Below are 24,553 nucleotides of genomic sequence, written 5' to 3' on the forward strand. Positions count from 1 at the left end.
TGATCGCTTCATTCGTCCGTCCCTTTCCTGGGGGCGGACTCTAATTATTCCTGGAGGAGTTTCAGGGGGTCACGTCAATTGTCCGGCAACCTAAGGGCGCGCCTCCAGCAATCCTCCCTCACTTGAGTAGGCGCTTATGCTAGCCGTTCAGAGTAGGGCGAGAGCGCCTTATGAGCGCGAAGCGTCGGATTTTTCCGGAGACTTTCAAGCGAGAGGCGGCGGGCCGAGACCGGGGCAAGGACGGTAGTTACCGGCCTATAAGATCTAGTTGATAAGATCTAGTTGGGGTCCCGTTGGAGCGCCAAGTCGCGTTCAGTGACAAGGCGTAGCTGATGGGCCGCCTTATGCACTAGACTCAGGACTCATAGCCAGAAGAGCACGGTAGCGGCGAGGGCTATGGCGGAGAGGAAGGCGGTCGGGCAGCGGTCGCAGCGTGTGGCGACGCATCGCCAGTCCTTCAGTCTGCCGAACATGATCTCGATGCGATTGCGCCGCTTGTACCGGCGCTTGTCATAGCAGATGGGTTCGGTTCGGGTTTTTCGACCTGGGATGCAGGGCGTGATCCCTTTGGCCTCCAAGGCGTCCCTGAACCAGTCCGCGTCATAACCCCGGTCGCCCAGCAGCCATTGCGCCTTGGGCAGGCTGTCCAGCAAGGCTGCGGCGCCGATGTAGTCGCTGACCTGACCCGCCGTTATGAATAGGCTGATGGGCCTTCCGTTCGCATCGGTCACGGCGTGCAGCTTGGTGTTCATGCCGCCCTTTGCGCGTCCGATCAGCCGCCCGAGGCCCCCTCTTTTTCCCGCAGGCTCGAAGCCGTGCGGTGCGCCTTCAGTTAGGTCGCGTCGATCATGATCGTGCGGCGTTCAGTCTGGGCTCCAGACAAGACCCTCCATCATCCGGACAAAGACGCCTGCCTGGCTCCATCGTTTCCAGCGATTGTAGAGGGTCAAGTGTGGCCCATAGGCCGTCGGCGCACCCGCCAGCGCAGGCTGTTGCGGTTGACGAAGATGATCCCGCTCAGCACCCGGCGATCATCCACCCGGGGCTTGCCGTGGCTCTTGGGAAAATAGGGCTCCAGCCGAGCCATCTGCTCGTCCGTCAGCCAATACAGGTCACTCATCATTCAAACTCCTCAGGAGCCTGAATCAGATCCTGCCCTTCGGATCAATGGGTCCTGAGCCTAGAGGGTATAAGAAGTAAGCATTGAAATTCGCTGTTAATTAAATGACCGGCATCGCCAGTCCACTAAAATCTCTGTGACTTCGATTTTCAGCTAACTTCTTTTTGTATAGTAAGCTCCAGATAGACTATGTCAATTTGATATTCACAAGCTATCGCGTTATAATATTTGCGGGAATTCGGACAACGAGACCCGCTGGCTAGGCCCTCGACTTCAGGAATATCGGATCCTGATCGAGGGCCGATTGCTTTCGGCGCATCGCTAGACCAACCAGATCAGCTACTCGCGCCTTCGGGCCGCAGCCCCGCTCGCCCTAATCCTCGACAAGCAGGATGTCGGGTTCCTTCCAGACAATCAGATGCGCCGGGTCCCCTTGAACCCCGCCCACCACTTCCCCTTTGATAGCCTGGTTGAAGAGCGCCTTGTTCGCCTTCCGAACCTTCTTGGTGCTGGCCTTCACAGTCGCTTGGTGGTCAGCCAGCGCTTTCCGGCGCTTCCGGGCCTCAGGGTTCCTGATAACCGCACGATCCGGATCATCCCCACGATTGAGAACGTCTTGCCGGGCAAGATCCATCACCATGGCGAGGTTATCACGCCGTTCGTTTGTCCAATGATCACGGGCGAGTTGAGTTAGGGGCCGGGTGGTCAGGAGCGTTGATCTGTGGCGCTCCGATCCGGAGGCGTCTGAGATCAAGGCGCTGACAAGGCTCGCGCACTTCGAAGAATAGGCTCCCCATCCCTCGGGGACGGTGCCCAACTTGGAAGCCTCAACCGCTCGCTTGGATTGGTTGTCTGCGAAATCTCGTAACGCCTGGAAAAGCCGGTTACGAGCCCGCGAGCGGGTCCAGTAGAAGGGCTCGTTTGGGATGATCACGCCGTGCAGGTGCAGACGATAGGTCTCGTCGGTGACGTCGACCGCGAAGGCGAAATCCGCCTTGGGAAGGACGCCTTCCACAGCGCGCTTCAAGCGCCGTTGAAGGAAGACGGTGAAGCCCTCGCTCGACGCCTCCGCCTCCTTGATGAGGTCGTCGGACAAGTTGATCGATAAGGCTTGGCTATTCATCTCGGGGCGGGCGGCTACAGCGCACATCGCCGCCATCTTCATGGCGTCCCCAGCACGGTCCCAATCAGGAACTTGGACGAGGATCACAGGCTTGTCGCCATCTGGGGCAAGAAGCTTGGGAACGGTGAGGCCGATTGCCTTGAGGAGATCGGGAAGGGATTGTGCTGGGGTCGAGTCTGCCGCTTGTCCGCTAGTTCCAGCGATCGCTACCGGCTCGGGGCGTTGCCCCTCCACCGACGCTCTCCTGGAACTTTTTCCAACTACTCCAGCAAGTGACCGACCTACTGACCGAAGGGAATTCATGGTCTGGTCGCGGACGGTTGGGCCTATGCTAGTGGTTCTTAGCTGGGCTCCTGTCAGCAGACGGGTCTTGGGAAGCTTGTACAGGTAGAAATGGATATGTTTGCTATAGACTAGATTGGTATCGGCCTGGGACGGTGCGGCGATGATCTTGACGGGCACGCCATAGCTGCCAGCGCCCAGCAATAGCTGAGCGAAACCGGTATCGGCGATCAGGCTCTTGCGAGCGGGACCGGCACGGTTCTCGGTGACATTTTTGGCCCATTCACTCAGGCGGTCGGCAGTGAGGCGGGCAAGCGAGTGAGGGGGACGGCTTTGGGCCGTGCTGGGGTTTTTGGGGACTGGCACTAGGGACTTCGAATAATAGGCTGGCGTTGTATATATGGTGACTTGGAGGCCGGAATTAAAGAGGCGATCGTCAGAGCATCTGATAAGATTTCCGACCTCTATTCCGCCAAATGTAGATCTCGATTCATTCTCCCTCGATATCCGATCGAGACCCGCTCATTCAATTTCAGCTGCCGACGCCTTCCAGCGCTCGGACAATAGTCCCCTTACCGACATTGAAGGTCTTCGCCAGCTGGTTCAGCGATACCCCTTGCTGACGTTGCGCGCGGACATCCTCGACCATGGCGGGGGTCAGGCGCTCTGGGCGCCCCATTTTAGTCCCCTCGGCCTTGGCGCGCGCCAGCCCGGCCTGGGTGCGTTCGATCAGTAGATCCCGTTCGAACTCGGCGACGGCGGCGATGACGCCCATGGTCATCTTTCCGGCGGGGCTGGTGAGGTCCATTCCCCCGAGGGCGAGGCAATGGACACGAACGCCCTTGCTCGCCAGTCGCTCGATTGTGGCGCGGACATCCATCGCGTTCCGGCCAAGGCGGTCCAGCTTGGTCACCACAAGAACGTCACCCTCTTCCATGCGGTCTTCTAGGCGCCGGAACTGCGGGCGTTGCTCCGCTGCGGTCGATCCCGAGGTGATTTCCGTGACGATGCGGTTCGGGGCGACAGCGAAGCCCGCCGCCTCGATCTCGCGAACTTGGTTCTCGGGGGTTTGGTCCTGCTGGGAACAGCGTGCGTAAATAAACGTGCGTGTCATGGCGGGCTCCAATCGGTCAACAACCGTGGTCCGAATGTACGACCGGTCAAAAAGTCCTTCAAGCTATATTTTTGACCGACCTGGCTGACCGGTCCGAAACCGTTCGTTTGTGGACCGGTCAGATCGAGCCTGGCGCTCCCGCAGCTGCACACCACGAACGTTGCTACCTGAGGGCCGCCCGTTCAACGCGCTAACGATAAGACGCGTATCGCAGAGGCTTACCCAAACGAGACGCGATCTCGCGTATTGTGCCGGAGGTCCGTCACTATGGTGGTCCGCACTGCGTCGGTTGGTCAATTCGCGCCGGGCAACTGGTTACGCCGAGGAGCTGCTTACAGAGCGGGCTCCATCTCCTACTTCCGACCCATTGCGGACGATTGGAAAGCGCGACTAAGTTGCGCACGTACTGTCAGGCTCGGTAGGCTCGTTTAGCGCGGGGGTTGCAACAGCTATGAATGTGCCTGACGCGCCGGTGATGCGCCGATTCATCTCAGTCTCGACGCGTCGGTCAGCTCCGCCCGCAATCACGCCAACCAGAGATGCCCCATGCGTTCGCTAAGGTACATCGCCACAGGCCTGTTCATCGTTTCGGCGAGCGGGTTCTTTGCGAAGGCAGCCGGTCAAACCACGACACACTGCCAAACTTGGGCGGGCGGCTCTATGACTTGCAGCACATCTGCGCCCCGGCCACCTACCGATCCTTTCAAGGATTTGAATGACATTTTGAAAGATATGAATGCGCGGAAGCGCGAACAACAAAGGCAGGACGAAGAAAATGCTTATCGAGAGCAGCAACTGGCCCAGCAGCAGGAGTTAATCCGGCTGCAAAATAAAGCAGAAGAGGCCGAACAAGCGCGTTTAGCAGCTGCGATCCGGCAACAGAATAATGTCCAAAATATCCAAGATGCAGAGCGGCGCGCAGACCAAATTTTGAGAACCCAGGTATCTACAGCAATCCTTGAGGGGCGCTGTGAAGACGCTAAAATTATTGCTCTACAAGCGAGCCGTATCGACATGGCGGAACAGGCGCTGCGTATATGCACGCCTAAACCGGTACAAGCAGCTGTTAAGGCCACAAAATCAGTAGCTGCGCCCCAGAGTGTTCCCAAAAAAGCGGCTGCTAGACAGCCATCGCCAATTAAGACTGAATTCGTTGAGCTGCCTTTCGATAAAACTCTAATCGTGGCGATAAAGGAGGGGCGCATTGATTGCGAACAGGCACTCGGTGCCGTTCGTAGCAAAGGCGATCAAGTTCAAGAAGGCCGAGTGCAGCAGTTTTGCGCAGGCCATTAGCCTAGAGCTGCTCCGGTGTTCTTCATTTGTGCCTCTTCCGGCTTACAGGCGTAGTGTGTGGCGATTTTTCTTGGCTCTCAAGAAAGAGGCTTCATCTCCTTCGCTGAAATCCAATCCCTAGACACCCCAAGGTCAAGCAATGGTCATGTCATATGGGTGTTGGTCGGCGTATAGAGCAGTAAACGATCTTCCAATGCGAAGCCGATAAGAATCAAATCGGAAGTTTTGGTATCAAGAATTTAGCAAGCTGGTATCAGGTTTACAGTATAAGAACTAAGTGTTCGTTTTGCCGTTCAGTAAAATGAACGGGGTGGCGTGCGGATAAATACCTCTAGGACTTCTTTCTTTTTGAGAACATGCCGCGCAGCCCATGGCGTTTGTCCAGTGCGGCGCGTAGGTCTGAGATCCTTGCGTCCTTCTCAGCGATGCCCAGGCCGTGAGCCTTTTCCTGCTCCTCTAGCTTGGTCTTCAGTGTGGCGTTTTCTCGCCCTCATCCTCGTCGTGCGCTGCCTGTCCTTCGGGGGTGCGCCCACCGCCCACTTTCAAAACGCATACCTCTCGATAGCCTCTGGTCAGCCGGTCGATGTTTGACTCCTCAAACTCGGCCCGCAGTCGTTGAAAAGCGCCTGCGGAGCGTTCTATCCAAACGTGAACGCGGTCTCCAACCAGCAAACGCCTGATCTCTCCATCACCAATAACGTCACACCATGTTGGATCGAGGCCCCTCAACATTTCAGCAGCGGCCTGTAATGACACGCCTGTCGCGTCGGCAAGGCGAGCTACCAGCCGTACAATCCCGATTTGGCCCTTCGACCAGCGGCGTTCGCGGCCCCCTCCTGGTAAGGGTTCGTAGACTGGGTAGACGAGTTTCGTCACCAGCACCTTTTTCAGGCTCGGGACCGACGGGATGCCAGTTGCGTCCAGAAATTCCTCATCTGTCAGCAGATCGTTAGGCGTCATAAAAATCCTTCTTGCCAAACCGGACAGATAATTTAATTATCCGCTCGTCGCGATGCGACATCCCCCGCGATTTTCGCGCTGCAATTGGAGTGCTAATGAAATCAAACCTGTGTGGCTCGATGCCATATCTTCTGGAAGCCAAAGAAGCCGCAGCCCTGCTCGGCGTTTCGATCATAGCGCTAGAGAACTGGCGTTCGCGAGGTGTTGGCCCTGCGTTTTTCGAGTCTCAAGGGCTCGTGCGTTACCATCTTTCTTCAGTCGTAAAAATCGCACTGTCACGTGCGACGGGCGGCAATTTCATTGATCCCTTCTCTGGCGATCTCGGTGGTAATGTTTGCCGAAACTGTCCCAAGCAAAATTCCCCTGCGTGTCGTATCTCCCTCAGGGACGAGTTAGATGCCGCAATCTCCACAACCAATTCTCTCGGGTTTGAGAGTGTCGGCCTAGTTGTCGGCATGCAGTATAGCGGCGCGGTGCCTCGGTAGGGTGGCTCGTACCGCCGCTACCTTCAAACATGCCGATCTTACGCGCGCGGTCAAAGCGGCGCTCGCGTGCGGTTTGAAGGTGGTCAGAACCGAGATCGGCCCTGACGGCAGAATTATCCTCATTCACGCCGACCACTCCGCCCCAACTGAAAAAAATGCTTTCGACGCATGGGAGAGCCGCCGCCGTGCACGTTCGTCTTAAGGGTATCAATTCCGTCAAAAAGAAGCTCGCAGACGGCACGACCCGAACCTATTGGTATGCATGGAAGGGTGGCCCCAAGCTCGAAGGCAAGCCGGGGTCACCGGAGTTCGTTGCGAGCTACAACGCTGCGGTTGGAAAGCGCGTCGCGCCTCAGTCCGGGACGCTTCAAGAGATCTTTGAAGCTTTTCAGAGGTCGTCTGACTTCACAAGTTTGGCAGAGAAAACCAAGCGCGATTACAAAAAGCATATCCTGGCGATCGAAGGGGAGTTCGGAGGGTTTCCGATCAGCGGCCTTGCTGATCGCCGAGCGCGCGGGACGTTTTTGGCTTGGCGTGATGACATCGCCACGAGGTCTGCCCGCACAGCAGATTATCGTTTCTCTGTGCTCGCCCGCATGATGGCGTGGGCGGTTGATCGCGGACTGGCGCCCCTGAATCCCTGCAAGGCTCCAGGTCGGGTCTACAAGTCGCAGAGGGCCGAAGCGGTTTGGACTGACGCTGATGAGGCTGCGTTCCTCTCCAAGGCTCCAAAGCACCTTCAATTGGCCCTAACGTTAGCCATGTGGACGGGGCAGAGGGAGGGAGACTTGCTGCGTCTCACCTGGGGCGCTTATGACGGCGAGAGTATCCGTCTGAGGCAGCAGAAGTCGGGTGCCCGAGTGGTTATCCCGGCAGGCGCTCCCCTCAAGGCGCTCTTGGACGCAACTAAAGAAGTCGCTTTGGGCAGCGGTGGCAAGCTGTCGGCGTTGACGATCCTTACTACCACGAGAAACACAGCGTGGACCGAGGATGGCTTTCGGTCGTCGTGGGGCAAGGCGAGCGCGAAGGCGGGAGTCGTTGGGCTCACGTTCCACGATATCCGGGGTACGGCGGTAACTCGGCTCGCTGTGGCTGGATGTTCTGTGGCTGAGATCGCGACGATCACAGGCCACTCTCTAAAGGACGTGGGCGCGATCCTCGACGCCCACTATCTCAATCGGGATGTGGAGATGGCAAAGTCAGCAATCCGCAAGCTCGAAAGGAGAACAAAAACTCCCAACTGACCTCCCAACTGGGAGGTCCGTGTCTACTTCGATTTAGCGGAAATCCCTTATAGGACAATGGTGGGTGTAGTAGGATTCGAACCTACGACCCGCTGATTAAGAGTCAGCTGCTCTACCAACTGAGCTATACACCCATTCGACGGTCCGAAGCACTTGCGAGCCCCGGCGGCGAGGCGCGGAACATACGCAATGATTTTGGGAGCGCAAGCGCTTTTTTCATGGCCAGACGAGATATTAGCGGCGCGGTGGATTTTGCGTACCTGGAGGGGTTCGCGGCTGGGGATTTCTCGGTGGTCGACGAGGTGCTGGCGCTGTTCCGCGAACAGGCCGCGCTTTGGGCTCCGATGCTGGATCCAACGCATCCGGGCTGGAAGGACGCGGTGCATACCGTGAAGGGCGCGGCGAGGGGCGTTGGCGCTTTCGCCCTTGGTGAGGTCTGCGAGCGCTGCGAAGCGGGCCAGGAGAGCCTCGAGGCGGTCAAGACGGCTCTCGATGTGGCGCTGCTCGATATCGCCGCCTACGCGCACGAACAGGCCCTGCGCTCACTCAGGGGCTAGCCCAAGAAAAGGGCCGAAGCTTGTGCTTCGGCCGCAGGAGGGTGGAGAGGATTGGCGCGCTAGAAAGTGGCGCGCAGGGTCAGCTGATAGGTGCGACCGTCATAATCGATGAAGCGCGGCAGCATCGGGTCGTTCTCGTACTCCGCGCGCTGGGCGTTGGTCAGGTTGAAGGCGTCGACTGACACCGTCATGCTGTCGGTGAGTTTATAAGAGGCTGAGGCGTCCAGCTGGCTGCGCGCCTTTACGGTCCGGGCGTCGCCGACGAACGAGTTACCCGCCGCCAGATCGTACTTGTCGCGCCAGTTGTAGACCAGGCGCAGTCCACCCCAACCCGCTTCGTAGTAGCCAATGAGGTTGAGGTTATTCTTCGACACGCTGGGCAGGGTGATCTTCTTGCCAGCCGTGTCGACGCCGTCGATCTTCGTGTACGAGTAGTTGAACGCGCCCCCAAAGTTCTTCCAGAAGCCAGGCAGGAAATCGAGGTTCTGCTGGATGTTGAACTCCAGGCCCGTAACCGTCATCGGCGACTGGTTGGTCCGACCGCTGACGCGCACCTCGGCGTTCTTCAGGACGCCGCCAGAACCCACGAAGCGGTTCGAACTGACGCACTTGGGCGAACCGGCCGAGGTGTCGATCGTCAGCGTGCCGAGATCGACATCGATGCCGTCGATCTTGCCGCTGGCGGGGCAGAGCACGGACGGGTCGGTGATCGGGCCGATATAGCCCTTGATCTCCTTGCGGTAGGCCGCCAGCGAGATCATCCCGCCTGGACGGTTGTACCACTCCAGCGACGCGTCAAACGAGTCGGCGGTGTAGGGCTTGATGTCCGTAGCGCCCAGCGTGACCGTGTAGACCGGGTCGGTCGGCGGATTCACGTCCACCGGGACCTGGACAAAGGTCGTTGGGACATTGTCGCGCGGTTGCGGGCGCACATAGGTGCGATAGGCGGCGGCGCGGAACACGAGATCGTCGCGGAGGTCCGCCATGAAGATGGCCGACGGCAGCCAGTAGTCATACTCGTTCTTGCGCACCGAGGTGCTGAGCGAGTGATTGATCGGGCCGGCCTGGTTCGAGAGCGCGGTGGTGCAGTTCTTGCAGTTCAGCGCGACGATCTTCTGCTCGGTGCGCTCGTAGCGCGTGCCGACCGTGCCGCGGAACGGGATGCTCAGAAGCTCTCCCTTGAACTTCGCCGCCGCATACGCCGAGTAGACGTCGTTCTGGTTGCTGAAGTTGTTGTTCCAGTAGTTGCCGTCTGTGTAGTTGTTCACGAAGCCGTAGGGCGTGAGAAACACGCCAGGGGCGCCGAGCTGGAACTGATCGGGCAGGCCGTTCGGGTTGAGGGCGGTGCGCAGATTGGTGTTGAGCGGCGTGATCGCCTTCAGCACCCGCTGAATGTCCACCGTCATCCAGTTGCTTGTCGCGCCGGGCGCCTTGCCGCCGAAGAAGTCATTCGCATACGAGAACTGGAACGCCATATCCGGCGTGATGTTCTGCGTCTGGGCGCCAAGAGCGGTATTGCGCGAACCGCTCGACGTGAACTTGGCGTGCTCTGCGCGGCCGCCGAACTGCAGAACCGTGAAGAACCCGTCCAGGGTGCGTTCGAAATCGATCTGGAAGGCGTCCAGCTCGTTCTCGGCCTTTCCGTTCGTGCCGGTGACGCCGAACCGATCGGCGGCGGTGGTGGCGCTCTGGCCTGGCATCGGCGCGCCGGCCTGGGTGGTGGCCGTCGCCGTCGCCGGGATCGGGAAGCCGCCGTTGGGCAGGTGGGTCGCCTTCGGTGTGGTCAGGTTGGCGGAGTAGTTCGAAAGGTCCGAGCCGCCGAGGTTCACCAGAGCGACGATGCCGTTCAAACCGGCGGAGCCGAGGTTGCGGTACGGGTTCTGGACGACGTCGAATTCGATCTGGTTAGCGTACGCCTTGGCGCGCGAGACCGTTAGGGTGGCGGTGGCCTTCCAGTCGTCGTTCTTGAACTCCACACTCGGATTGATGGCCCAGGTCGAGTTCTCGGCCGGCTCGGAGCGGACCGAGTCGAACGTGTTGATGTTCTCCGCCTTGAAGCTGTTGATGTAAGCGCGGTCCCCATTCGGTGTCTTGACGATGAATGGCGTGCCGATGTCGCTGATCTTGGCGACAGCCGAAGTGGCGGTCAGGCCCGTGTTGGTGCCGTTGCCTGCGCCGGCGTCGATGTAGAGCAGGTGGTTCGTGGCCTCATCGAGCTTGCGCTTGGTGATGAAGGCGTTGGTCCCGAACTTCCAGGACTCGTTGATCCGGTACTCAAAGCCCGTCGAAGCCGACAGGGTCGAGCCGCGGTTGTACTTCACCAGTTGGCGCGTCTGGCTGGGATAGTAGACGCCGCCCGGGTACTGGGCGAGCAGGGCGTCATAGACCGGGTTTGAGCCCGCAGCGGCCTGATTGCCTAACTGGATCGCGCCCAGGCGGTTGCCCCAGGAGTTCACGGTGATCGAGTCCCGGCGGAACTTCTCGTCCTTCCATGCCACGACGCCGAACACCGCGAAGTCGTCGGTCAGGTGCTTGTTGTAGCCCAGCGACGCGAGCGGGCTGCCGAGGTTGCCGAGGTCATTGTACTCGTAGGACAACTTGGCGAAGCCGCCGTCCTTGCGCGCCAGGGCGGGGTTGATCCGCAGATCGACGTTCCCGGACAGGCCGCCGGCCAGGTTGGAGGCGGAGGGCGTCTTGATGACATTGATCGCCGTGAAGATGTCCGAGTTGAAGGCGCCCAGCGGGGTCGAGCCGTTCAGGATCGGATCGGCGAAGGCGCCGCCGTTCAGCGTTGTGCGGGCGAAGCTGCCTGGCAGGCCGCGTAGGCTGATCGTGGCGTTACGGCTGCCGGCTTCGCGGTTGATCTGGACGCCGGGGATTCGCTGGATCGCCTCGCCGACATTGAGGTCCGGGAAGCGGCCAAGGCCGTCGGACGAGATCCCATCCGAGATTTCCAGCGTCTCGCGCTTGGTCGCGATCGCGTTGGCGTAGGCTTGCCGGAAGCCGGTCACAACGACGGCCTCGACGGTCTCGGTCTCCGCCTTTTGGGCGTCGGTCGTCTGGGCTTGCGCGCCAGCGCCCACAGTTAGGGCGGCGCAGGACGCCAGCAGAGCGGCGCGCAGTGTGAAGGTGTTGCGTGCATGGATCATGAGAATGCCTCCCCCGGCGCACTGACTGGCGCCCTGAGATGACTTATCCGACCAGTTCGTGCGGTTGTCAATAATTGGTAATGCCAATTTGTCATTGATGTCGCCAACCTGGTCAGGCCAGGTCTTCCATGCGCTGGAACGGCTAGGTTTGCGTTGCCGAGTGGCCTGATAGCGCCTTTAGCGGCTTGTCCTGTTCGCGGGCGATTAAACAGTGAAGGGGCGCTGCAAGCCCAATGGCCCGCCTCGTCCGCATTTGTGCGACCAATGGTATGACCAGATAGTGAGCTGTGACTTGACCGCACCCGGACGCCGGCAGCCCTTCGAATAAAGGAAGCGTAATTGGCGAGACGGACCACTCGCGGCTAGAAGGGAGGCTCTGACATCAGGAGTCTTTCATGCCTACCAGCCCCTGGAGCCACCAGCGGAACGCCAATGTCGCTGACGACATCGACTTCGAGATCAAGGGCGAGGATCTGCAGTTCGTCGAGATCGAGCTTGATCCGGGCGAAAGCGCCGTGGCCGAAGCCGGCGCCTTTGTCTGGAAGGACGCCACCGTCCAGATGACCACGGTGTTCGGCGACGGCGCGGCCGACCAGGGCGGTGGTTTCATGGGCAAGCTGCTCGGGGCCGGCAAGCGTTTGATCACGGGCGAGAGCCTCTTCACGACCGTTTTCACGCATCACGGGACCGGCAAGGCCCGCGTGGCGTTCGCCTCGCCGACCCCTGGCACCATCCTGCCGCTGAACCTTGGGCAATTGGGCGGGACGCTGATCTGCCAGAAGGACAGCTTCCTGGCGGCCGCGCGTGGCGTGTCGATCGGGCTCCACTTCCAGAAGCGGATGATGACCGGCCTGTTCGGCGGCGAGGGCTTCATCATGCAACGCCTTGAAGGCGATGGCTGGGTGTTCGTGCAGATGGGCGGCACGCTCGTCGAGCGCACCCTGGCTCCGGGCGAGGAACTGCACATCGATACCGGCTGTCTGGCCGCCTACACGCCGGACGTTGACTTCGACCTGGTTATGGCCGGCGGCGTGAAGAGCGTGCTGTTTGGCGGCGAGGGTCTGTTCTTCGCCCGCGTGCGCGGTCCGGGCAAGGTCTGGATCCAGTCCTTGCCATTCGCCCGCCTAGCTGGCCGGATGTTGCAGGCCGCTAACCACCAGGGCGGCAACCAGGGTGAAGGCTCGATCCTCGGCGGTCTTGGCCGGATGATCGACGGGAACTGAGGCCTTAGAAGCTGTCATCCTGGCCGCAGTGAAGCGGAGAGCCGGGACCGCGGAAAGCTCAGCGCTTCCGAAGGTCCCGGATCTGCGCGCTTCGCGCTTGTCCGGGATGACAGCCTTTAAGGACCCTTCGTCCGGTCCCAGCTGTCGTATTCGTAGGCGATGCAGCGGTCGATCAGCGTGCGCCAGACCGGTTCGGCGATCGCCTCAGAGAGGCCCGCTTCACGGGCGGCGGCCTTGACCTTGGTCACCACATCCTCGATCCGCGCGCGGTCGAAGACCTTGTTACGGTCGGCCTTGATGCGCGCCGCCGCGTCCATATAGCCCTGACGCTCGGTCAGGAGCTGGACCAGGGCCCGGTCCAGGGCGTCCACGCCCCGGCGCACATCGACCATGGTCTGGCAGTCGGCGGGCGCGAGGCGCTCATCGACCGTGAGAGTCGTCGTTTTCATGGGCCCCTTTAAGCGGTTTTAGGGCGCTCGGACCATCCCAAAACCTGCCGATCGCGCCGTCAGATGCCCGCGCCGTTGTCCAGCGTGCGCAGAGCCGCCTCATGCGCCTCGGCTTCCGCCTTCAGCCAGTTCACGAAGGCCTTCACCTGGGGCAAGCGCCCCTTCGCCTTGGGGTGAACCACGTAGTAGGCGAAGTCGACGGCGGTGGACGCCTCGAACGGGATAACCAGGCGCCCGGAGTCGAGATCGGCCTGGGCCAGGGTGCGCTTGGCCAGGGCGATCCCGCGGCCGTTGGCGGCGGCCTCGATCACCAGGCTCGACTGGTTAAAGCGCGGCCCACGCGCGCCGTCGACGCCCTTGATCCCACGTGCGGCCAGCCACATCGCCCAGTCGGGGCAGCTGTCATCAGCGTCGGGCGAGCCGTCGTGCAGCAGGATGTGATGCTGCAGGTCCTCGGGGCGTTCCAAGGCGTTCTGCTCCAGCAGCTCCGGGCTGGCGACCGGCACGACGGTCTCGTGCAGCAGGCGGATGACTTCCAGCCCCGGATATCGGCCCGAGCCATAGCGGATGGCCATGTCGACCTCGCCCGTGGCGAAGTCCACGACCTCCATGCCCGCCGAGAGCCAGACGTCGACCTGGGGGTGGGCCTGTTCGAACTTGCCCAGCCGCGGCACCAGCCACTTGGCGGCGAACGAGGGCGCGGCCGTCAGGGTCAGGCGGCGGCCGTCGACGGCAGCGGTCAGCAGGCTGGCGGCCTCGGCCAAGCGGTCAAACGCCTCGCGCAGGGCGGGCAGGGCGGTCTGCGCCGCGTCGGTCAGCAGCAGGCCCTTGGGCGTACGCTTGAACAGGGCCGCGCCGACATAGTCTTCCAGGTTCTGGATCTGCTGGCTGACCGCGCCAGGGGTCACCGACAGCTCGTCCGCCGCCCGGCTGAAGTTCAAATGGCGCGCGGCGGCCTCGAACGCGCGCAGGGCGTTCAGCGGCGGCAGGCGACGGCGCTCGTTCGGTCTTTCCATAGTTTTACTGAACGCCCCGGCAGAAGTCCTTGTTTGCGAATTGGCCCCTTCGAGCCGAGTTTGCAAGCGTTCGCTGGCGGATTGGCCCTTTTCGTCGGCGAGTGCGAGCGGGGTTGTCCTTAGGGGCGACCCCGCCTTGCGTTCCAACGCTTTATTCCAAGCGGCCTGATAGAGGTTCTAAACCTATGGCCCGCCCGCCAGCCCGAAATCGCCCGCCCGGACTTGTCGTCGTTGGCGGCAAACACGCGGGCCGTCCGCTCGGCGAGGTCTGGCTTGTCGGAGCCGGACCCGGTGACCCGGACCTGTTGACATTCCGGGCGTTCAACGCCCTGCGGGCCGCCGACGTGGTGGTCCACGACGGTCTCGTCTCCGAAGAGATCCTGGACCTCGCGCCGAGCCGCGCACGCCGGATCAACGTCGCCAAGCGCAAGTCGCGCCACATTCTGCCGCAGGATGACATCAACCAACTTCTGGTCGCCCTGGCTTTGGAAGGGCTGACCGTCGTCCGACTGAAGGGCGGCGATCCGTTCCTGTTCGGTCGCGGCGGGGAGGAGCTGGCGGCCTGTCGCGCCGCTGGCGTCGAGTGCCATGTGGTGCCGGGCGTCACCGCCGCCTTGGCGGCCAGCGCCGGCGCCGGGGCGCCGCTGACGCATCGCGGTTCCGCCCAGGCCGTGACCTTCGTCACAGGTCACGCGGCCCACGGAGAGCCTGACCTCGACTGGGCCGCGCTGGCGCGCCCCAACCAGACGGTGGTCATCTACATGGGCGTGTCGACCGCGCCGCTGATTTCAGAGCGCCTGGTCGCGGCCGGTCGCCAGCCTTCGACGCCGGCATTGATCGTCGAGAACGCCAGCCGCGCGGACGAGCGGCGGATCCTGACAACCCTGTCCGGCCTGGCCGAGGCCGCCGCCGCCGTGCGCGGACCCGCTCTGCTGATGGTGGGCGAAGCCATGGCGATGGCGGATGTTCAATCTCCTCCCCCGTTTACGGGGGAGGGGGACCGCGAAGCGGTGGAGGGGGCGCTCGCCGCAAAGCGCGCCCCCTCCGTCATCTCGCCCAGGGGCGAGCTGACACCTCCCCCGCTTCGCTGGGGAGGAGAGTTTAAATGAAAGCCGTTGTCGCCAATCGCCTGATCGACGGCGAGGTCGTGTTCTGGAAGTCCGGCCAGTGGGTGGAGCGCTTCGGCGAGGCCGAGCTGTTTGACGCCGAGGCGCCGGTCGAGCAGGCCGTAGCAGCGGGCAAGGCTGAGCCCAATGTCGTGGTCGATGTCTACCCGATCGACCTCGTCGAGTCCGAGGGCCGCTGGGCGCCGCTCAGCTATCGCGAACGCATACGGGCGCTTGGGCCCACCAACGAACCGACGCACGGCAAGCAGGCCGAGGGCGGCGATGTGATCGAAGCCTTGCGGCACGCCTCGGGCGCGGCGCGCTCGACCGGTCGCGTTGACCTGATCCGCAGGAAGTAGGGCGGCATGTACCAGTACGATCTCATCGACAAGGAATTCCTGGCCGACCGCTCGGCCGAGTTCCGAGGCCAGGTCGCTCGCCGTCTGTCCGGCGAGTTGACCGAGGACCAGTTCAAGCCACTGCGGCTGATGAACGGCCTCTATCTGCAACTCCACGCCTATATGCTGCGCGTTGCGATCCCATACGGCTCGCTCAACCCGACCCAGGCCCGACGCCTCGCTGAGATCGCGCGGGACTATGACAAGGGCTACGGCCACTTCACCACGCGCCAGAACATCCAGTTCAACTGGATCAAGCTGAGGGATGCGCCGGAGATCCTCGACAAGCTGGCCGAGGTCGATCTGCACGCCATTCAGACCAGCGGCAACTGCATCCGCAACACCACCTCCGACCCCTATGCCGGCGCCACGGCCGAGGAGGTCGATGATCCGCGCGTTTGGGCCGAGGTGATCCGCCAGTGGTCGACCCTGCACCCGGAATTCTCGTACCTGCCGCGCAAGTTCAAGATCGCCATCACAGCGTCGGCCAAGGACCGCACGGCGGCCAAGGTGCATGACATCGGGCTGATGCTGCGCAAGGGCCGCGATGGGTCGCTGGGCTTCGAGGTGATCGTCGGCGGCGGGCAGGGGCGCACGCCCTATGTCGGCCCGACCATCAAGCAGTTCCTGCCGACCGACCGCCTGCTGAGCTATCTGGAAGCGGTCCTGCGCGTCTACAACCGCCATGGCCGACGCGACAACATCTACAAGGCGCGGATCAAGATCCTTGTCGCCGCCCTGGGCCCCGAGGAATTTGGCCGCCAAGTCGAGGAAGAGTGGGCCAAGATCGACGCCGCCCGCGCTGACCTGCCGGCCGCCGAACTGACGCGGATCCGCGCCGCCTTCGCCACCACCACCTTCGAGGCCCTGCCGGCCCGTTCGGAGGCCTTCGAACTGGCCAAGGCCCAGGACAGCGCCTTCGCCCGCTTCGTGCGCAACAATGTCCGCGCGCACAAGCAGCCGGGCTATGCGATCGTCGAGGTCTCGCTGAAGGCCGCCGACCAGACCCCGGGCGACGCCTCGGCCCACCAGCTGGACGTGGTCGCCGATCTGGCCGAGCGTTATGGCCAGAACGACCTGCGCGTCACCCACGTGCAGAACCTAGTCCTGCCCCACATCAAGCTGGACGATCTGCCGACCGTGTTCGCGACCTTGCAGGCCGCCGGTCTGGCGACGCCGAACATCGACCTGGTCAGCGACATCATCGCTTGCCCGGGTCTCGACTACTGCGCGCTGGCCAATGCGCGGGCGATCCCGATCGCCCAAGACATCGCCCGCCAGTTCGCCGACCTCGATCGCGCCGAAAAGGTGGGTGAGCTGAAGATCAAGATCAGCGGCTGCATCAACGCCTGTGGTCACCACCACGTGGCCCACATCGGCGTCCTGGGCGTGGATAAGAAAGGCGAGGAATTCTACCAGCTGTCGCTGGGCGGCTCGGGCGCGGAAGACGCCTCGATCGGCAAGATCCTCGGCCCGGCCCTGCCGGCCGACAAGGTCGCCACGGCCGTGGATCAACTGGTCGAGGCCTATCTGAACACCCGCGTCGAGGGCGAGCGGTTCCTCGACACCTATCGTCGCGTTGGCCTCGAGCCCTTCAAGGAGGCTGTCTATGCCCAAGCTGATTGAGCTCGTTGACGGTCAGGCCCACTGGACCGAGGACAGCTTCACCCACCTGACCGACGAGGACGCGATCCCCGCCAGCGGCGATGTGATCTTGTCGCTGGCCCGCTTCGAGGCCGAGGGCGATGCGCTGCTGGCCTCCAACAGCCGCCGCGTCGGCGTGCGCATCGAGCCCGACCAGGAGGTCGAGGTCCTGGCCTATGACCTGCCTCGGATCGCGGTGGTGGCGCTGGCGTTCCCGAAGTTCCGCGACGGCCGCGCCTATACCTCGGCGCGGCTGCTGCGCGAGCGGTTCGGCTATCAGGGCCAGATCCGCGCCGTCGGCGACGTGCTGCAGGAGCAAGTGGGCTTCATGGTCCGCTGCGGTTTTGACGCCTTCGAGCCCGCCGATGGCGCAACGCCGGAGGCGCTGACCAAGGCCGCTGGACGCTTCCGCCATGTCTATCAGCGCGCGGCCGACGCACGTTCGATCGCGCTCGACGAGAGGGCGCTCTAGTGGCCTACGACCAGACGAGCGCGACGGCTCCAGGCCTTGCCGCCCGGCTGGACGCCGAGCTGCGCGACGCCCATCCGAGCGAGATCCTCCGCACGGCTCATGAGTACTTCGGCGACAAGCTGGCGTTGGTCTCATCGTTCGGCGCGGAGTCGGCGGTGCTGCTGCACCTGGCCTCGCGGATCTCACCCCGCCTGCCGGTCCTGTTCCTGGACACCGGCATGCTGTTTGGCCAGACGCTGGACTATCGCAAGAATCTCGCGGCCCGGTTCGGCTTGACCGACGTCCGCGACCTGCGGCCGGCCTTCGCCGATCTGGCGACCCAGGATCCCAACTCCGACCTCTGGCGGACCAGCGTCGATGGCTGCTGCCATATCCGCAAGGTGCTGCCGCTGGATCGCGCGCTGGGCGGTTTTGACGCCTGGATCACCGGTCGCAAGCGCTTCCACGGCGGCGACCGCCTGAGCCTGCCGGTGGTCGAGGAGGCCGACGGCAAGATCAAGTTCAACCCGCTGGCCAATTGGTCAAAGGCCGATCTCGACGTCTATGTCGCCGAGCACCAGTTGCCGGCCCACCCGCTGGTCGAACAGGGCTATGCCTCGATCGGCTGCTGGCCCTGCACCCAGCCGTCCGATGATGGCCGCTCGGGTCGCTGGGCCGGGCAGGAGAAGACCGAGTGCGGCATCCACGTCGCGCGGGCGCCCGGTGTCGCGCCTAACGTGGGCGGAGATATCTGAGTCTAGATCCTCCCCCTCGCGGGGGAGGTGGCGCGTAGCGCCGTAGGGGGAGGTCTGCGGATCTTGCCTCTTCCCCCTCCGCCGTCTCTTCGAGCCGACACCTCCCCCTTTAGGGAGAGGATTGGGAGCTACTCCCCAGGCCTGTACGTCCGCACCGCGTGCTTCTTCACATCCTCAGGATAGAAGTAGACGTCCCGCAGGTTCCCGATCGCATAGCGCTGCGCCTGGTCGTTGAAGTGCGGCGAGGCTGGATCGCCGCTTTCGCCGCCGGCCGAAATGGCGCGGGCCCGGACCTTTTCGCCGAACTGCACGACCGCCACGAAGCTGTTGCCCAGCGTGCCGTAGTACTTTTTCGTGCCCGGCCAGCGTTTGGCCCCGAACGAGGCCAGAGACCCCCACTGGGCTGACGTGAAGCCCACCGGGATGCTGGGCTTGTTGTCGTCGAACGTCTGGACGATCGCGCCGTCGTTGCGCTGGAAGCGGTTGATCTCGCCCCACGGCGTCTTCCACGAGCCGAAGTCAGCGGTCAGGCGGTCGGACGCCTCGGCCAGCGCCGCCAGTTTGTCGGCGGGCGACAGCTTGTCGGCCATGTAGTCATAGGTGTTGAGACCCTCGGCCTTGGCCGCCGGCGCGGCCTTGGCCCACATCGCTTCGCCCCAGAACACGGCCAGGGACGTCTCCGTCGACCGCGTCGACCACTTGCGGTCCCAGTCGGCCAGGGCGGAGACCTGCGCGGAGACCTTGGCCTTGATCGGGTCGCTGTCGGGCGTCGCCGCATAGGCGGTCTCAAGCGTCGGGATCAGACGCGCGAAGGCGGTCAGGTAAGGATCGTAGGCCTTCTCGATCAGGCCGCCGAGCGTCAGGTTCTTGGTGTCTTTCAAGACCAGCTCGGCGTGCAGCCCGCGCGGGTTTTCCCCGAACGTGTCCATGTACTTCGGGAAGTCCGCCTGCTTGGGGCTGTGGGGGCCGGCCGCCGTATAGGGCCAGTTGTTGGTGTTGAAGGCCCAGCCGTTCGGCGGGTTCAGCACCTGAGGCGCGTCCTTCAGGGCGTGCAGGCCTTTCCAGTCGGTCGCTGGGGTCGAGCCGTCGACGGGCTTGGTGTAGTCGAAGCGATCGTCGCGGATCGGGATGAACTGCGGGTGCAGATAGGCGATCTCGCCCTTGGCGCTGGCGAATAGGGTGTTGTTCGAGGAATTGGCTTTGAGCTCCGCCACCTTCATGAACGAGGCGTAGTCGGTCGCCTTGGTGCGCAGGAACGATTGCTGGAGCGCGGCGACCGGCTTGTTCATCAGCGCGATGCTGATCCACTTGCCGTTCTCCTCGCGCACGATGGGACCCCGATGGGTCTTGAAGACCGTGAACTTGCGTTCGGCCATCACGCCGTCAGCGGCGCGATAGGGGACCGTGATCACTTCAGTCTTCAACGGTCGAAGCTGATCGCCATACTGGTAGAACCGCTGGCCGTCCTTCTCGACGATCGTCTCGATGAATTCGTCGACGACATCCACGCCGCTGGAGGTGTGCATCCAGCCCGCCTTGGCGTTGAAGCCCTGATAGATAAAGAACTGACCCCAGGTCGTGGCCCCGTAGGCGTTCAGGCCCTCGCTGCTAGAGACCTGCATCTCCGAGCGGAAGAAGAAGCTGGTGTGCGGGTTGATCAGCAGCATCGCCTCGCCGTCGAGGGTCAGCCTCGGCGCTATGGCGATGCCGTTGGAGCCAGTGGGTTCCTTGAAGAGAAGGCCTTTCTCGTCGGCGGTCATCGCCAGTTGGCGCTTGCCGTAGAAGGCTTCCAGCTGCGTCAGCGCCACGCGCTCGATGTCGCCGCCGATGCTGCCTTCGGAAAAGCTGAGCGCCATCCAGGGCTCGAAGCGCTGGATGACCCTGGGCTTCACGGTCGGATGGGTGTCCAGATAGTAGTTCAGGCCGTCGGCCCATGCGTTCATCAGCGCCTTCAGCCAGGCCGGGCTCTTGGCGTAGTCAGCTTTCAGCACGGCCGGATCGATGAACAGCTTCTGGCGCAGGTCGGCCCAGATCGCCTTCTCGCCCTCGGCCTCGGCGGTGCGGCCGAGTGAGGTCATGAAGTTGGCCTCGACGCGGTTGAAGTCGTCCTCGGCCTGGGCGTAGGCCATGCCGAATACCGCGTCGGCGTCGGTCTTGCCGTGGATGTGGGCGATGCCCCAGGTGTCGCGGGTGATCTCGACCTTGGCCGCGCGCGCCTTAAGTCGCGACAGGTCTTCACCGGCCTGAACCGAGCCTGCGCAAAGCACGGCGCATAGCGCCAGGATGCTGACTGAATAGCGACGCATGACGACCCCCGAAAACCAAGCGCTTCTCGAACCAGCGGGGATCCAAGCCGAGTTCGGGCGTCAACGCCAGTCCATCTCAGATGGCTGAAGCGCCTATTGGGGCGGACAACCCTTGAACTCGCCAACCTTGGAAACCGAAAGGTTGGTGAGATCCAGACCGCGCAGCGCCTTCATCGAGCTAGTACCGACGCCGCTGAACAGGTCCAGCTTCAGGCCCTTGATCGCCCCGCCGATGTCGGAAGCGTACCAGTAGCCGTCGTGCTTTTCACCGTTCGGCATGGGCAGGCCCACGGTCTCCTTGATGAAGATCACGGTGCGGCGGGGGATGACCTTCGGGTCGACAGCGACCGTGCGCATGGCCGCGACCCTGCAGCCCAAAGAGTCGAACGCGCGGATGCCCTTGGCGCCGGCATGATACATCGTCGCCTTCATCTTCCACTCGACCGAACCGGGCAGGGCGCCGCCGCTCAAGGCCGAAGTGATGAAGTCGCCCAGCGGATCGGCATGGGCGGCTGGGGCCGGCGCGGAGTCCGCCTCCGGGGCGGCTGCGGCGATGGCGGGAGCGGCGAATGCGGAGATGACCGCAGTGGCCAAAATTCCGGCGAGCTTGCGTCGCATCGAGGGTGTCCTCTTATCGGCGGTCTGTCGGGCGGGGTCTGGATAGTCCGATCACGGCTCTGTGACAACCCTGTGAGTCGATATGGCGCGGCGCGGCCTCGCGCCGCGCGGGAAAAACCGGCATCGATTCAGGGCGTTGAAACTTGGCCTTGGGGGAGTCGATTTTTCCTCTCGAGCCTCTGGAGGGGACGAACATGGCGTTGCGGATCTATGGCGACTCGATTTCCGGCAACTGCCTGAAGGTGAAGTGGACGGCCGACCGCCTGGGTCTCGCCTATGATTGGATCGAGACGAATGTGCTTACCGCCGAGACGCGGACGGCCGAGTTCCTGGCCTTGAACCCCGCCGGTCAGGTGCCCCTGGTCGTGCTCGCCGACGGGCGGCCGCTGGCGCAATCCAACGCGATCCTCGTTCACTTGGCGGAAGGCTCGGATCTGATCCCGACCGACGCTTTTGATCGCGCGAAGATGCTCGAATGGATGTTCTGGGAGCAGTACAGCCACGAGCCCTATATCGCCGTTGCGCGTTTCCAGATGCTCTATCTCGGCAAGCCGGCCGAAAGCCTGGAGCCTCGCTTGGTGGAGCGCGGGGCGGCTGCTCTGGCGCGCCTCGAAACACAGCTGAAACAATCGCCGTTTCTGGTCGGGGAGAGGGTCACTCTGGCGGATGTCGCTCTGGTGGCTTACACCCGCGTCGCGCACGAGGGCGGGTTCGATCTGTCGCTCTATCCCGCCGTCAAAGCCTGGGTGGGCCGTGTCGAAGCCGGTCTCGGCATAAAATAGTCTTCTGGAGTTAAGTCCTTGCGCCTGTCGTCCAGCCTGAAAATCCTCGCTTTCGCCGCCGCTCTGGCGACGCCCGCCACCTCGGCGCTTGCCTGGGGCGCTTCAGGCCACCGTGTCGTCGGCGTGGTCGCGGCCGGAAACCTTCCGGCGGATGTGCCGGCGTTCCTGCGCACCCCGACGGCGATCGCCGCTATCGGCGAGTACGCACGCGAACCGGACCGCTGGAAGGGCTCGGGCAAGATCCACGGTACGGATCGCGACTCCGCCCACTTCCTGGACCTCGACGATGAGGGGCGCATGTATGGCGGCCCTATGTTCACCGTGGCGACCCTGCCGCCGACGCGCGCGGACTATGAAACCGCTCTGCGGGCTGTTGGCCAGGATAGCTGGAAAGCCGGGTACCTGCCTTACGCGATTATCGACGGCTATCAGCAGCTGGTGAAAGACTTCACCTATTGGCGGATCCTGACGGCGGTGGTGAAGATCGAAAAGGACGCCACCAGGCTCGCCTACTACAAGGCCGACCTGAAGCGCCGGGAAGAGCTGTTGCTGCGCGACCTGGGCGTCTGGGCGCACTATGTGGGCGACGCCAGCCAGCCGCTGCACCTGTCGGTGCACTACAATGGCTGGGGCGATTACCCCAATCCGAACGGCTACACGAACTCGCGCCAGATTCACTCGCAATTCGAGGGGCCCCTGGCCAAGGCGTTGGGCGACCAGGCGTCTATCCAGGCCCTGGTGCCAGCCTACAAGTCATGCGCATGCTCGATCGAGACTCGCGTCGTCGGGTACCTGACCGAGACCTGGAAGCAGACCGAGCCCCTGTATCAGCTTGAGAAGGCAGGCGCTTTGGTCCCCTCCGACCCGCGCGCCAAGACCTTTGTCCAAGCCCGGATCGCCGCCGGCGCGACGGCCCTGCGCGATCTGGTCGTCGACGCCTGGACTGAGAGCGCCAGCGGCAAGATCGGCTACCGTCCGGAAATCAGCGTCGCCGATGTCGAGAGCGGCAAGGCCGATCCGTGGCTTGATCTCTACGGTAAGGACTGATCCAGCGATGCTGGCCTTCGGCGCGCCCGTCGCGGGGCTGAACTACAAGGATCGTCCTGCAGCGTTCGGAGTCGCCGAGAACAGCCTGGGCCAGATCGCTCTGGCCCAGGTCACCAAGCCCGGCAAGGCGCCATACTTTGATCTTCCCGGCGGCGCGGTCGACGGCGATGAGACCGAGCCGCAAGCAGTCGTGCGAGAGTTTGGCGAAGAGACCGGGCTCGTTGTGGAGGCGGGCGCGATCATCGAGCGCGTCTCGCAGGTCTTCCTGAAATCGGACGGTCAGCCCGTCCGAAACTTCGGCGGGATCTACGCCGTGAGCGTCATCCGGTTGGTTGAGGGCCTCAAGGTCGAGGATGACCACGCTCTGGTCTGGCTGGATCCTCGTGATGCGGTCGTCGCCCTTCGCCACGACGCCCACGCCTGGGCGGTCGCGGCGTGGATGCGTCGCGGCTAGTTCGAGGCTAGCGAGACGTCCGCGCCCTGCCGACGCGCCAGCTTCAGGTCCGCCCGCTGGCTATCGGACAGCGCGGCTTGCAGATCCTCCTGAAACTCCAGCAGGCAGGCTTTCGCGGACAGGCCGCGGAAGCCCTTGGCTTGGCAGGTCTGGAACATCGCGACCTGGGCGCGTTTGTCGAACTCGCGCGCGCCGGCGGGGCTTGAAAGGTCCAGATCGCCGACCTTGATCCGCACAACCGGCGTTTCAGCCTTGTCGCCAGCGTGGGCGGCGGTGAGGCCAATGATCGGCGTGGCGGCCAGGGCCAGCGCGGCGGCGACGGCGATGCGGTTGATGAGCTTGCTCATGTCCTGATCCTTGGTCTTGGTGGTCGCTTGGCGATCCGTTGGGTCAGGATGTAGAACGGCGAGCGCAGGAACACCCGTTACGAGTGCTTCATGACGTTGAATTAAGTCTATGAATTAGCTGTAATATTTCTGCCTGCTCCGGCCAGGTGGCTTTCCGGAAACGGGCGGCCCTTCGGCTTTGGTAAATGATTAACCGCAAACCTTGGGTCTTCGTTAGCCCGTTTCTGAGACAACGCTCCCATCAACTTTGTTCGCCAGAAGGGATGGGCGGCTATGAAACTCTCGATCGTGATTGCCGCGGGTGTCGCTGGCAGCTTCTTTGTCGCTCAGGCCGCTTCGGCCGGTGGCGGTTTCGAAGACCAGATGGCCCGCTGCCTGCAACAGCACGCCAACACGCGCGACGCCGCGCAGGTGATGCTCGAGTGTAACGCTGACGGCGGCAAGCTGTCGGACTGCAAGGTCGTCGACAACAGCGCCGCCGGCAAGGGCTTCGACAAGGCCGCCATGTGCATCGCGGAAAAGCTGCCGATGGGCGCCAAGACGGGCACCGTGAAGGTTCCGTTCCGCTTCCCGGGCGGCGCGTAAGCTCCGACACGTCAACCGACGAAGCACACCCCCGCCGGTTCACCG

General features: G+C 62.9%; 22 protein-coding genes, 1 tRNA gene and 1 pseudogene. 13 read left to right on the forward strand and 11 right to left on the reverse strand.

Translation table 11 applies throughout. The annotated features are described in order from the left end of the window. Positions 1-362: 362 nt before the first annotated feature. From ACT53N_RS14370 to ACT53N_RS14380, 3 genes and pseudogenes are all read right to left on the reverse strand, one after another. Positions 363-1,120: pseudogene (locus ACT53N_RS14370) on the reverse strand (IS5 family transposase). 373 nt (positions 1,121-1,493) lie between these two features. Then, a complete protein-coding gene (locus ACT53N_RS14375; protein ID WP_476064535.1) occupies positions 1,494-2,891 on the reverse strand; it encodes a hypothetical protein in 1,398 nt (465 codons plus the stop codon). Between the two features lie 166 nt (positions 2,892-3,057). Beyond that, complete coding sequence (locus tag ACT53N_RS14380; protein WP_476064536.1) at positions 3,058-3,639, reverse strand: recombinase family protein; 582 nt, start codon at positions 3,637-3,639, stop codon at positions 3,058-3,060. 546 nt (positions 3,640-4,185) lie between these two features. Between ACT53N_RS14380 and ACT53N_RS14385 the strand changes: the two genes are divergently transcribed. Beyond that, a complete protein-coding gene (locus ACT53N_RS14385) occupies positions 4,186-4,932 on the forward strand; it encodes a hypothetical protein (RefSeq protein ID WP_476064537.1) in 747 nt (248 codons plus the stop codon). A gap of 468 nt (positions 4,933-5,400) precedes the next feature. Here ACT53N_RS14385 and ACT53N_RS14390 read toward each other — a convergent pair whose 3' ends face one another. Further along, positions 5,401-5,892: a hypothetical protein gene (locus ACT53N_RS14390; RefSeq protein ID WP_476064538.1), complete on the reverse strand. Its 492-nt coding sequence runs from the start codon at positions 5,890-5,892 to the stop codon at positions 5,401-5,403. A gap of 670 nt (positions 5,893-6,562) precedes the next feature. Here ACT53N_RS14390 and ACT53N_RS14395 point away from each other — a divergent pair. Beyond that, positions 6,563-7,621, forward strand: a complete 1,059-nt coding sequence (locus ACT53N_RS14395; RefSeq protein ID WP_476064539.1) for a tyrosine-type recombinase/integrase — start codon at positions 6,563-6,565, stop codon at positions 7,619-7,621. Positions 7,622-7,679: 58 nt separating this feature from the next. On the opposite strand, the gene ACT53N_RS14400 is transcribed toward ACT53N_RS14395, so the two are convergent. Beyond that, positions 7,680-7,755: transfer RNA gene (locus tag ACT53N_RS14400), tRNA-Lys, on the reverse strand. Positions 7,756-7,839: 84 nt separating this feature from the next. Here ACT53N_RS14400 and ACT53N_RS14405 point away from each other — a divergent pair. After that, positions 7,840-8,178, forward strand: a complete 339-nt coding sequence (locus ACT53N_RS14405) for an Hpt domain-containing protein (protein ID WP_476064540.1) — start codon at positions 7,840-7,842, stop codon at positions 8,176-8,178. 59 nt (positions 8,179-8,237) lie between these two features. Here ACT53N_RS14405 and ACT53N_RS14410 read toward each other — a convergent pair whose 3' ends face one another. After that, positions 8,238-11,327, reverse strand: coding sequence for a TonB-dependent receptor (locus tag ACT53N_RS14410; protein ID WP_476064541.1), 3,090 nt, complete (start codon positions 11,325-11,327; stop codon positions 8,238-8,240). Positions 11,328-11,722: 395 nt separating this feature from the next. Between ACT53N_RS14410 and ACT53N_RS14415 the strand changes: the two genes are divergently transcribed. After that, complete coding sequence (locus ACT53N_RS14415; protein WP_310209863.1) at positions 11,723-12,550, forward strand: AIM24 family protein; 828 nt, start codon at positions 11,723-11,725, stop codon at positions 12,548-12,550. Positions 12,551-12,666: 116 nt separating this feature from the next. Here the strand turns inward: ACT53N_RS14415 and ACT53N_RS14420 are convergent, their stop codons facing one another. Both ACT53N_RS14420 and gcvA read right to left on the reverse strand, forming a co-directional pair. Further along, positions 12,667-12,999: a chorismate mutase gene (locus tag ACT53N_RS14420; protein ID WP_476064542.1), complete on the reverse strand. Its 333-nt coding sequence runs from the start codon at positions 12,997-12,999 to the stop codon at positions 12,667-12,669. 59 nt (positions 13,000-13,058) lie between these two features. After that, positions 13,059-14,015, reverse strand: coding sequence for a transcriptional regulator GcvA (gcvA, locus tag ACT53N_RS14425; RefSeq protein ID WP_476064543.1), 957 nt, complete (start codon positions 14,013-14,015; stop codon positions 13,059-13,061). Positions 14,016-14,200: 185 nt separating this feature from the next. On the opposite strand from gcvA, the gene cobA reads away from it, so the two are divergent. The 5 genes from cobA to ACT53N_RS14450 are packed head-to-tail and all read left to right on the forward strand — an operon-like array spanning position 14,201 to position 18,369. Next, positions 14,201-15,124, forward strand: coding sequence for a uroporphyrinogen-III C-methyltransferase (cobA, locus tag ACT53N_RS14430; RefSeq protein WP_476064544.1), 924 nt, complete (start codon positions 14,201-14,203; stop codon positions 15,122-15,124). Then, positions 15,121-15,480: a DUF2849 domain-containing protein gene (locus ACT53N_RS14435; RefSeq protein ID WP_476064545.1), complete on the forward strand. Its 360-nt coding sequence runs from the start codon at positions 15,121-15,123 to the stop codon at positions 15,478-15,480. The genes cobA and ACT53N_RS14435 overlap by 4 nt, the downstream gene beginning before the upstream one ends. Positions 15,481-15,486: 6 nt before the next feature. Further along, the gene (locus ACT53N_RS14440; RefSeq protein WP_476064546.1) at positions 15,487-17,145 is read left to right on the forward strand and encodes a nitrite/sulfite reductase; all 1,659 of its coding nucleotides are present in this window, start codon (positions 15,487-15,489) and stop codon (positions 17,143-17,145) included. Beyond that, entirely contained in the window at positions 17,129-17,635 is a 507-nt protein-coding gene (locus ACT53N_RS14445; RefSeq protein WP_476064547.1) for a DUF934 domain-containing protein, read from the forward strand. Before ACT53N_RS14440 ends, ACT53N_RS14445 begins: the two co-directional genes overlap by 17 nt. Beyond that, positions 17,635-18,369: a phosphoadenylyl-sulfate reductase gene (locus ACT53N_RS14450; protein WP_476064548.1), complete on the forward strand. Its 735-nt coding sequence runs from the start codon at positions 17,635-17,637 to the stop codon at positions 18,367-18,369. Before ACT53N_RS14445 ends, ACT53N_RS14450 begins: the two co-directional genes overlap by 1 nt. 128 nt (positions 18,370-18,497) lie before the next feature. Here the strand turns inward: ACT53N_RS14450 and ACT53N_RS14455 are convergent, their stop codons facing one another. Both ACT53N_RS14455 and ACT53N_RS14460 read right to left on the reverse strand, forming a co-directional pair. Further along, positions 18,498-20,675 (reverse strand): acylase, encoded by a 2,178-nt coding sequence (locus ACT53N_RS14455; RefSeq protein ID WP_476064549.1) that lies wholly within the window; start codon positions 20,673-20,675, stop codon positions 18,498-18,500. Positions 20,676-20,768: 93 nt separating this feature from the next. Continuing rightward, positions 20,769-21,293, reverse strand: a complete 525-nt coding sequence (locus ACT53N_RS14460) for a 3D domain-containing protein (RefSeq protein WP_476064550.1) — start codon at positions 21,291-21,293, stop codon at positions 20,769-20,771. 194 nt (positions 21,294-21,487) lie between these two features. Here ACT53N_RS14460 and ACT53N_RS14465 point away from each other — a divergent pair, with 194 nt between their 5' ends. The 3 genes from ACT53N_RS14465 to ACT53N_RS14475 are packed head-to-tail and all read left to right on the forward strand — an operon-like array spanning position 21,488 to position 23,576. Next, a complete protein-coding gene (locus ACT53N_RS14465; protein ID WP_476064551.1) occupies positions 21,488-22,075 on the forward strand; it encodes a glutathione S-transferase family protein in 588 nt (195 codons plus the stop codon). Positions 22,076-22,093: 18 nt separating this feature from the next. Next, positions 22,094-23,122: a phospholipase C/P1 nuclease family protein gene (locus ACT53N_RS14470; protein ID WP_476064552.1), complete on the forward strand. Its 1,029-nt coding sequence runs from the start codon at positions 22,094-22,096 to the stop codon at positions 23,120-23,122. A gap of 7 nt (positions 23,123-23,129) precedes the next feature. Next, positions 23,130-23,576: an NUDIX domain-containing protein gene (locus tag ACT53N_RS14475; protein ID WP_476064553.1), complete on the forward strand. Its 447-nt coding sequence runs from the start codon at positions 23,130-23,132 to the stop codon at positions 23,574-23,576. Here the strand turns inward: ACT53N_RS14475 and ACT53N_RS14480 are convergent. Further along, a complete protein-coding gene (locus tag ACT53N_RS14480) occupies positions 23,573-23,923 on the reverse strand; it encodes a UrcA family protein (RefSeq protein WP_476064554.1) in 351 nt (116 codons plus the stop codon). The genes ACT53N_RS14475 and ACT53N_RS14480 overlap by 4 nt on opposite strands. Positions 23,924-24,196: 273 nt before the next feature. Between ACT53N_RS14480 and ACT53N_RS14485 the strand changes: the two genes are divergently transcribed. Then, positions 24,197-24,508, forward strand: a complete 312-nt coding sequence (locus ACT53N_RS14485; RefSeq protein ID WP_310209901.1) for a hypothetical protein — start codon at positions 24,197-24,199, stop codon at positions 24,506-24,508. Positions 24,509-24,553: the final 45 nt, after the last annotated feature.

This window comes from Caulobacter sp. DMC95, assembly GCF_056313785.1.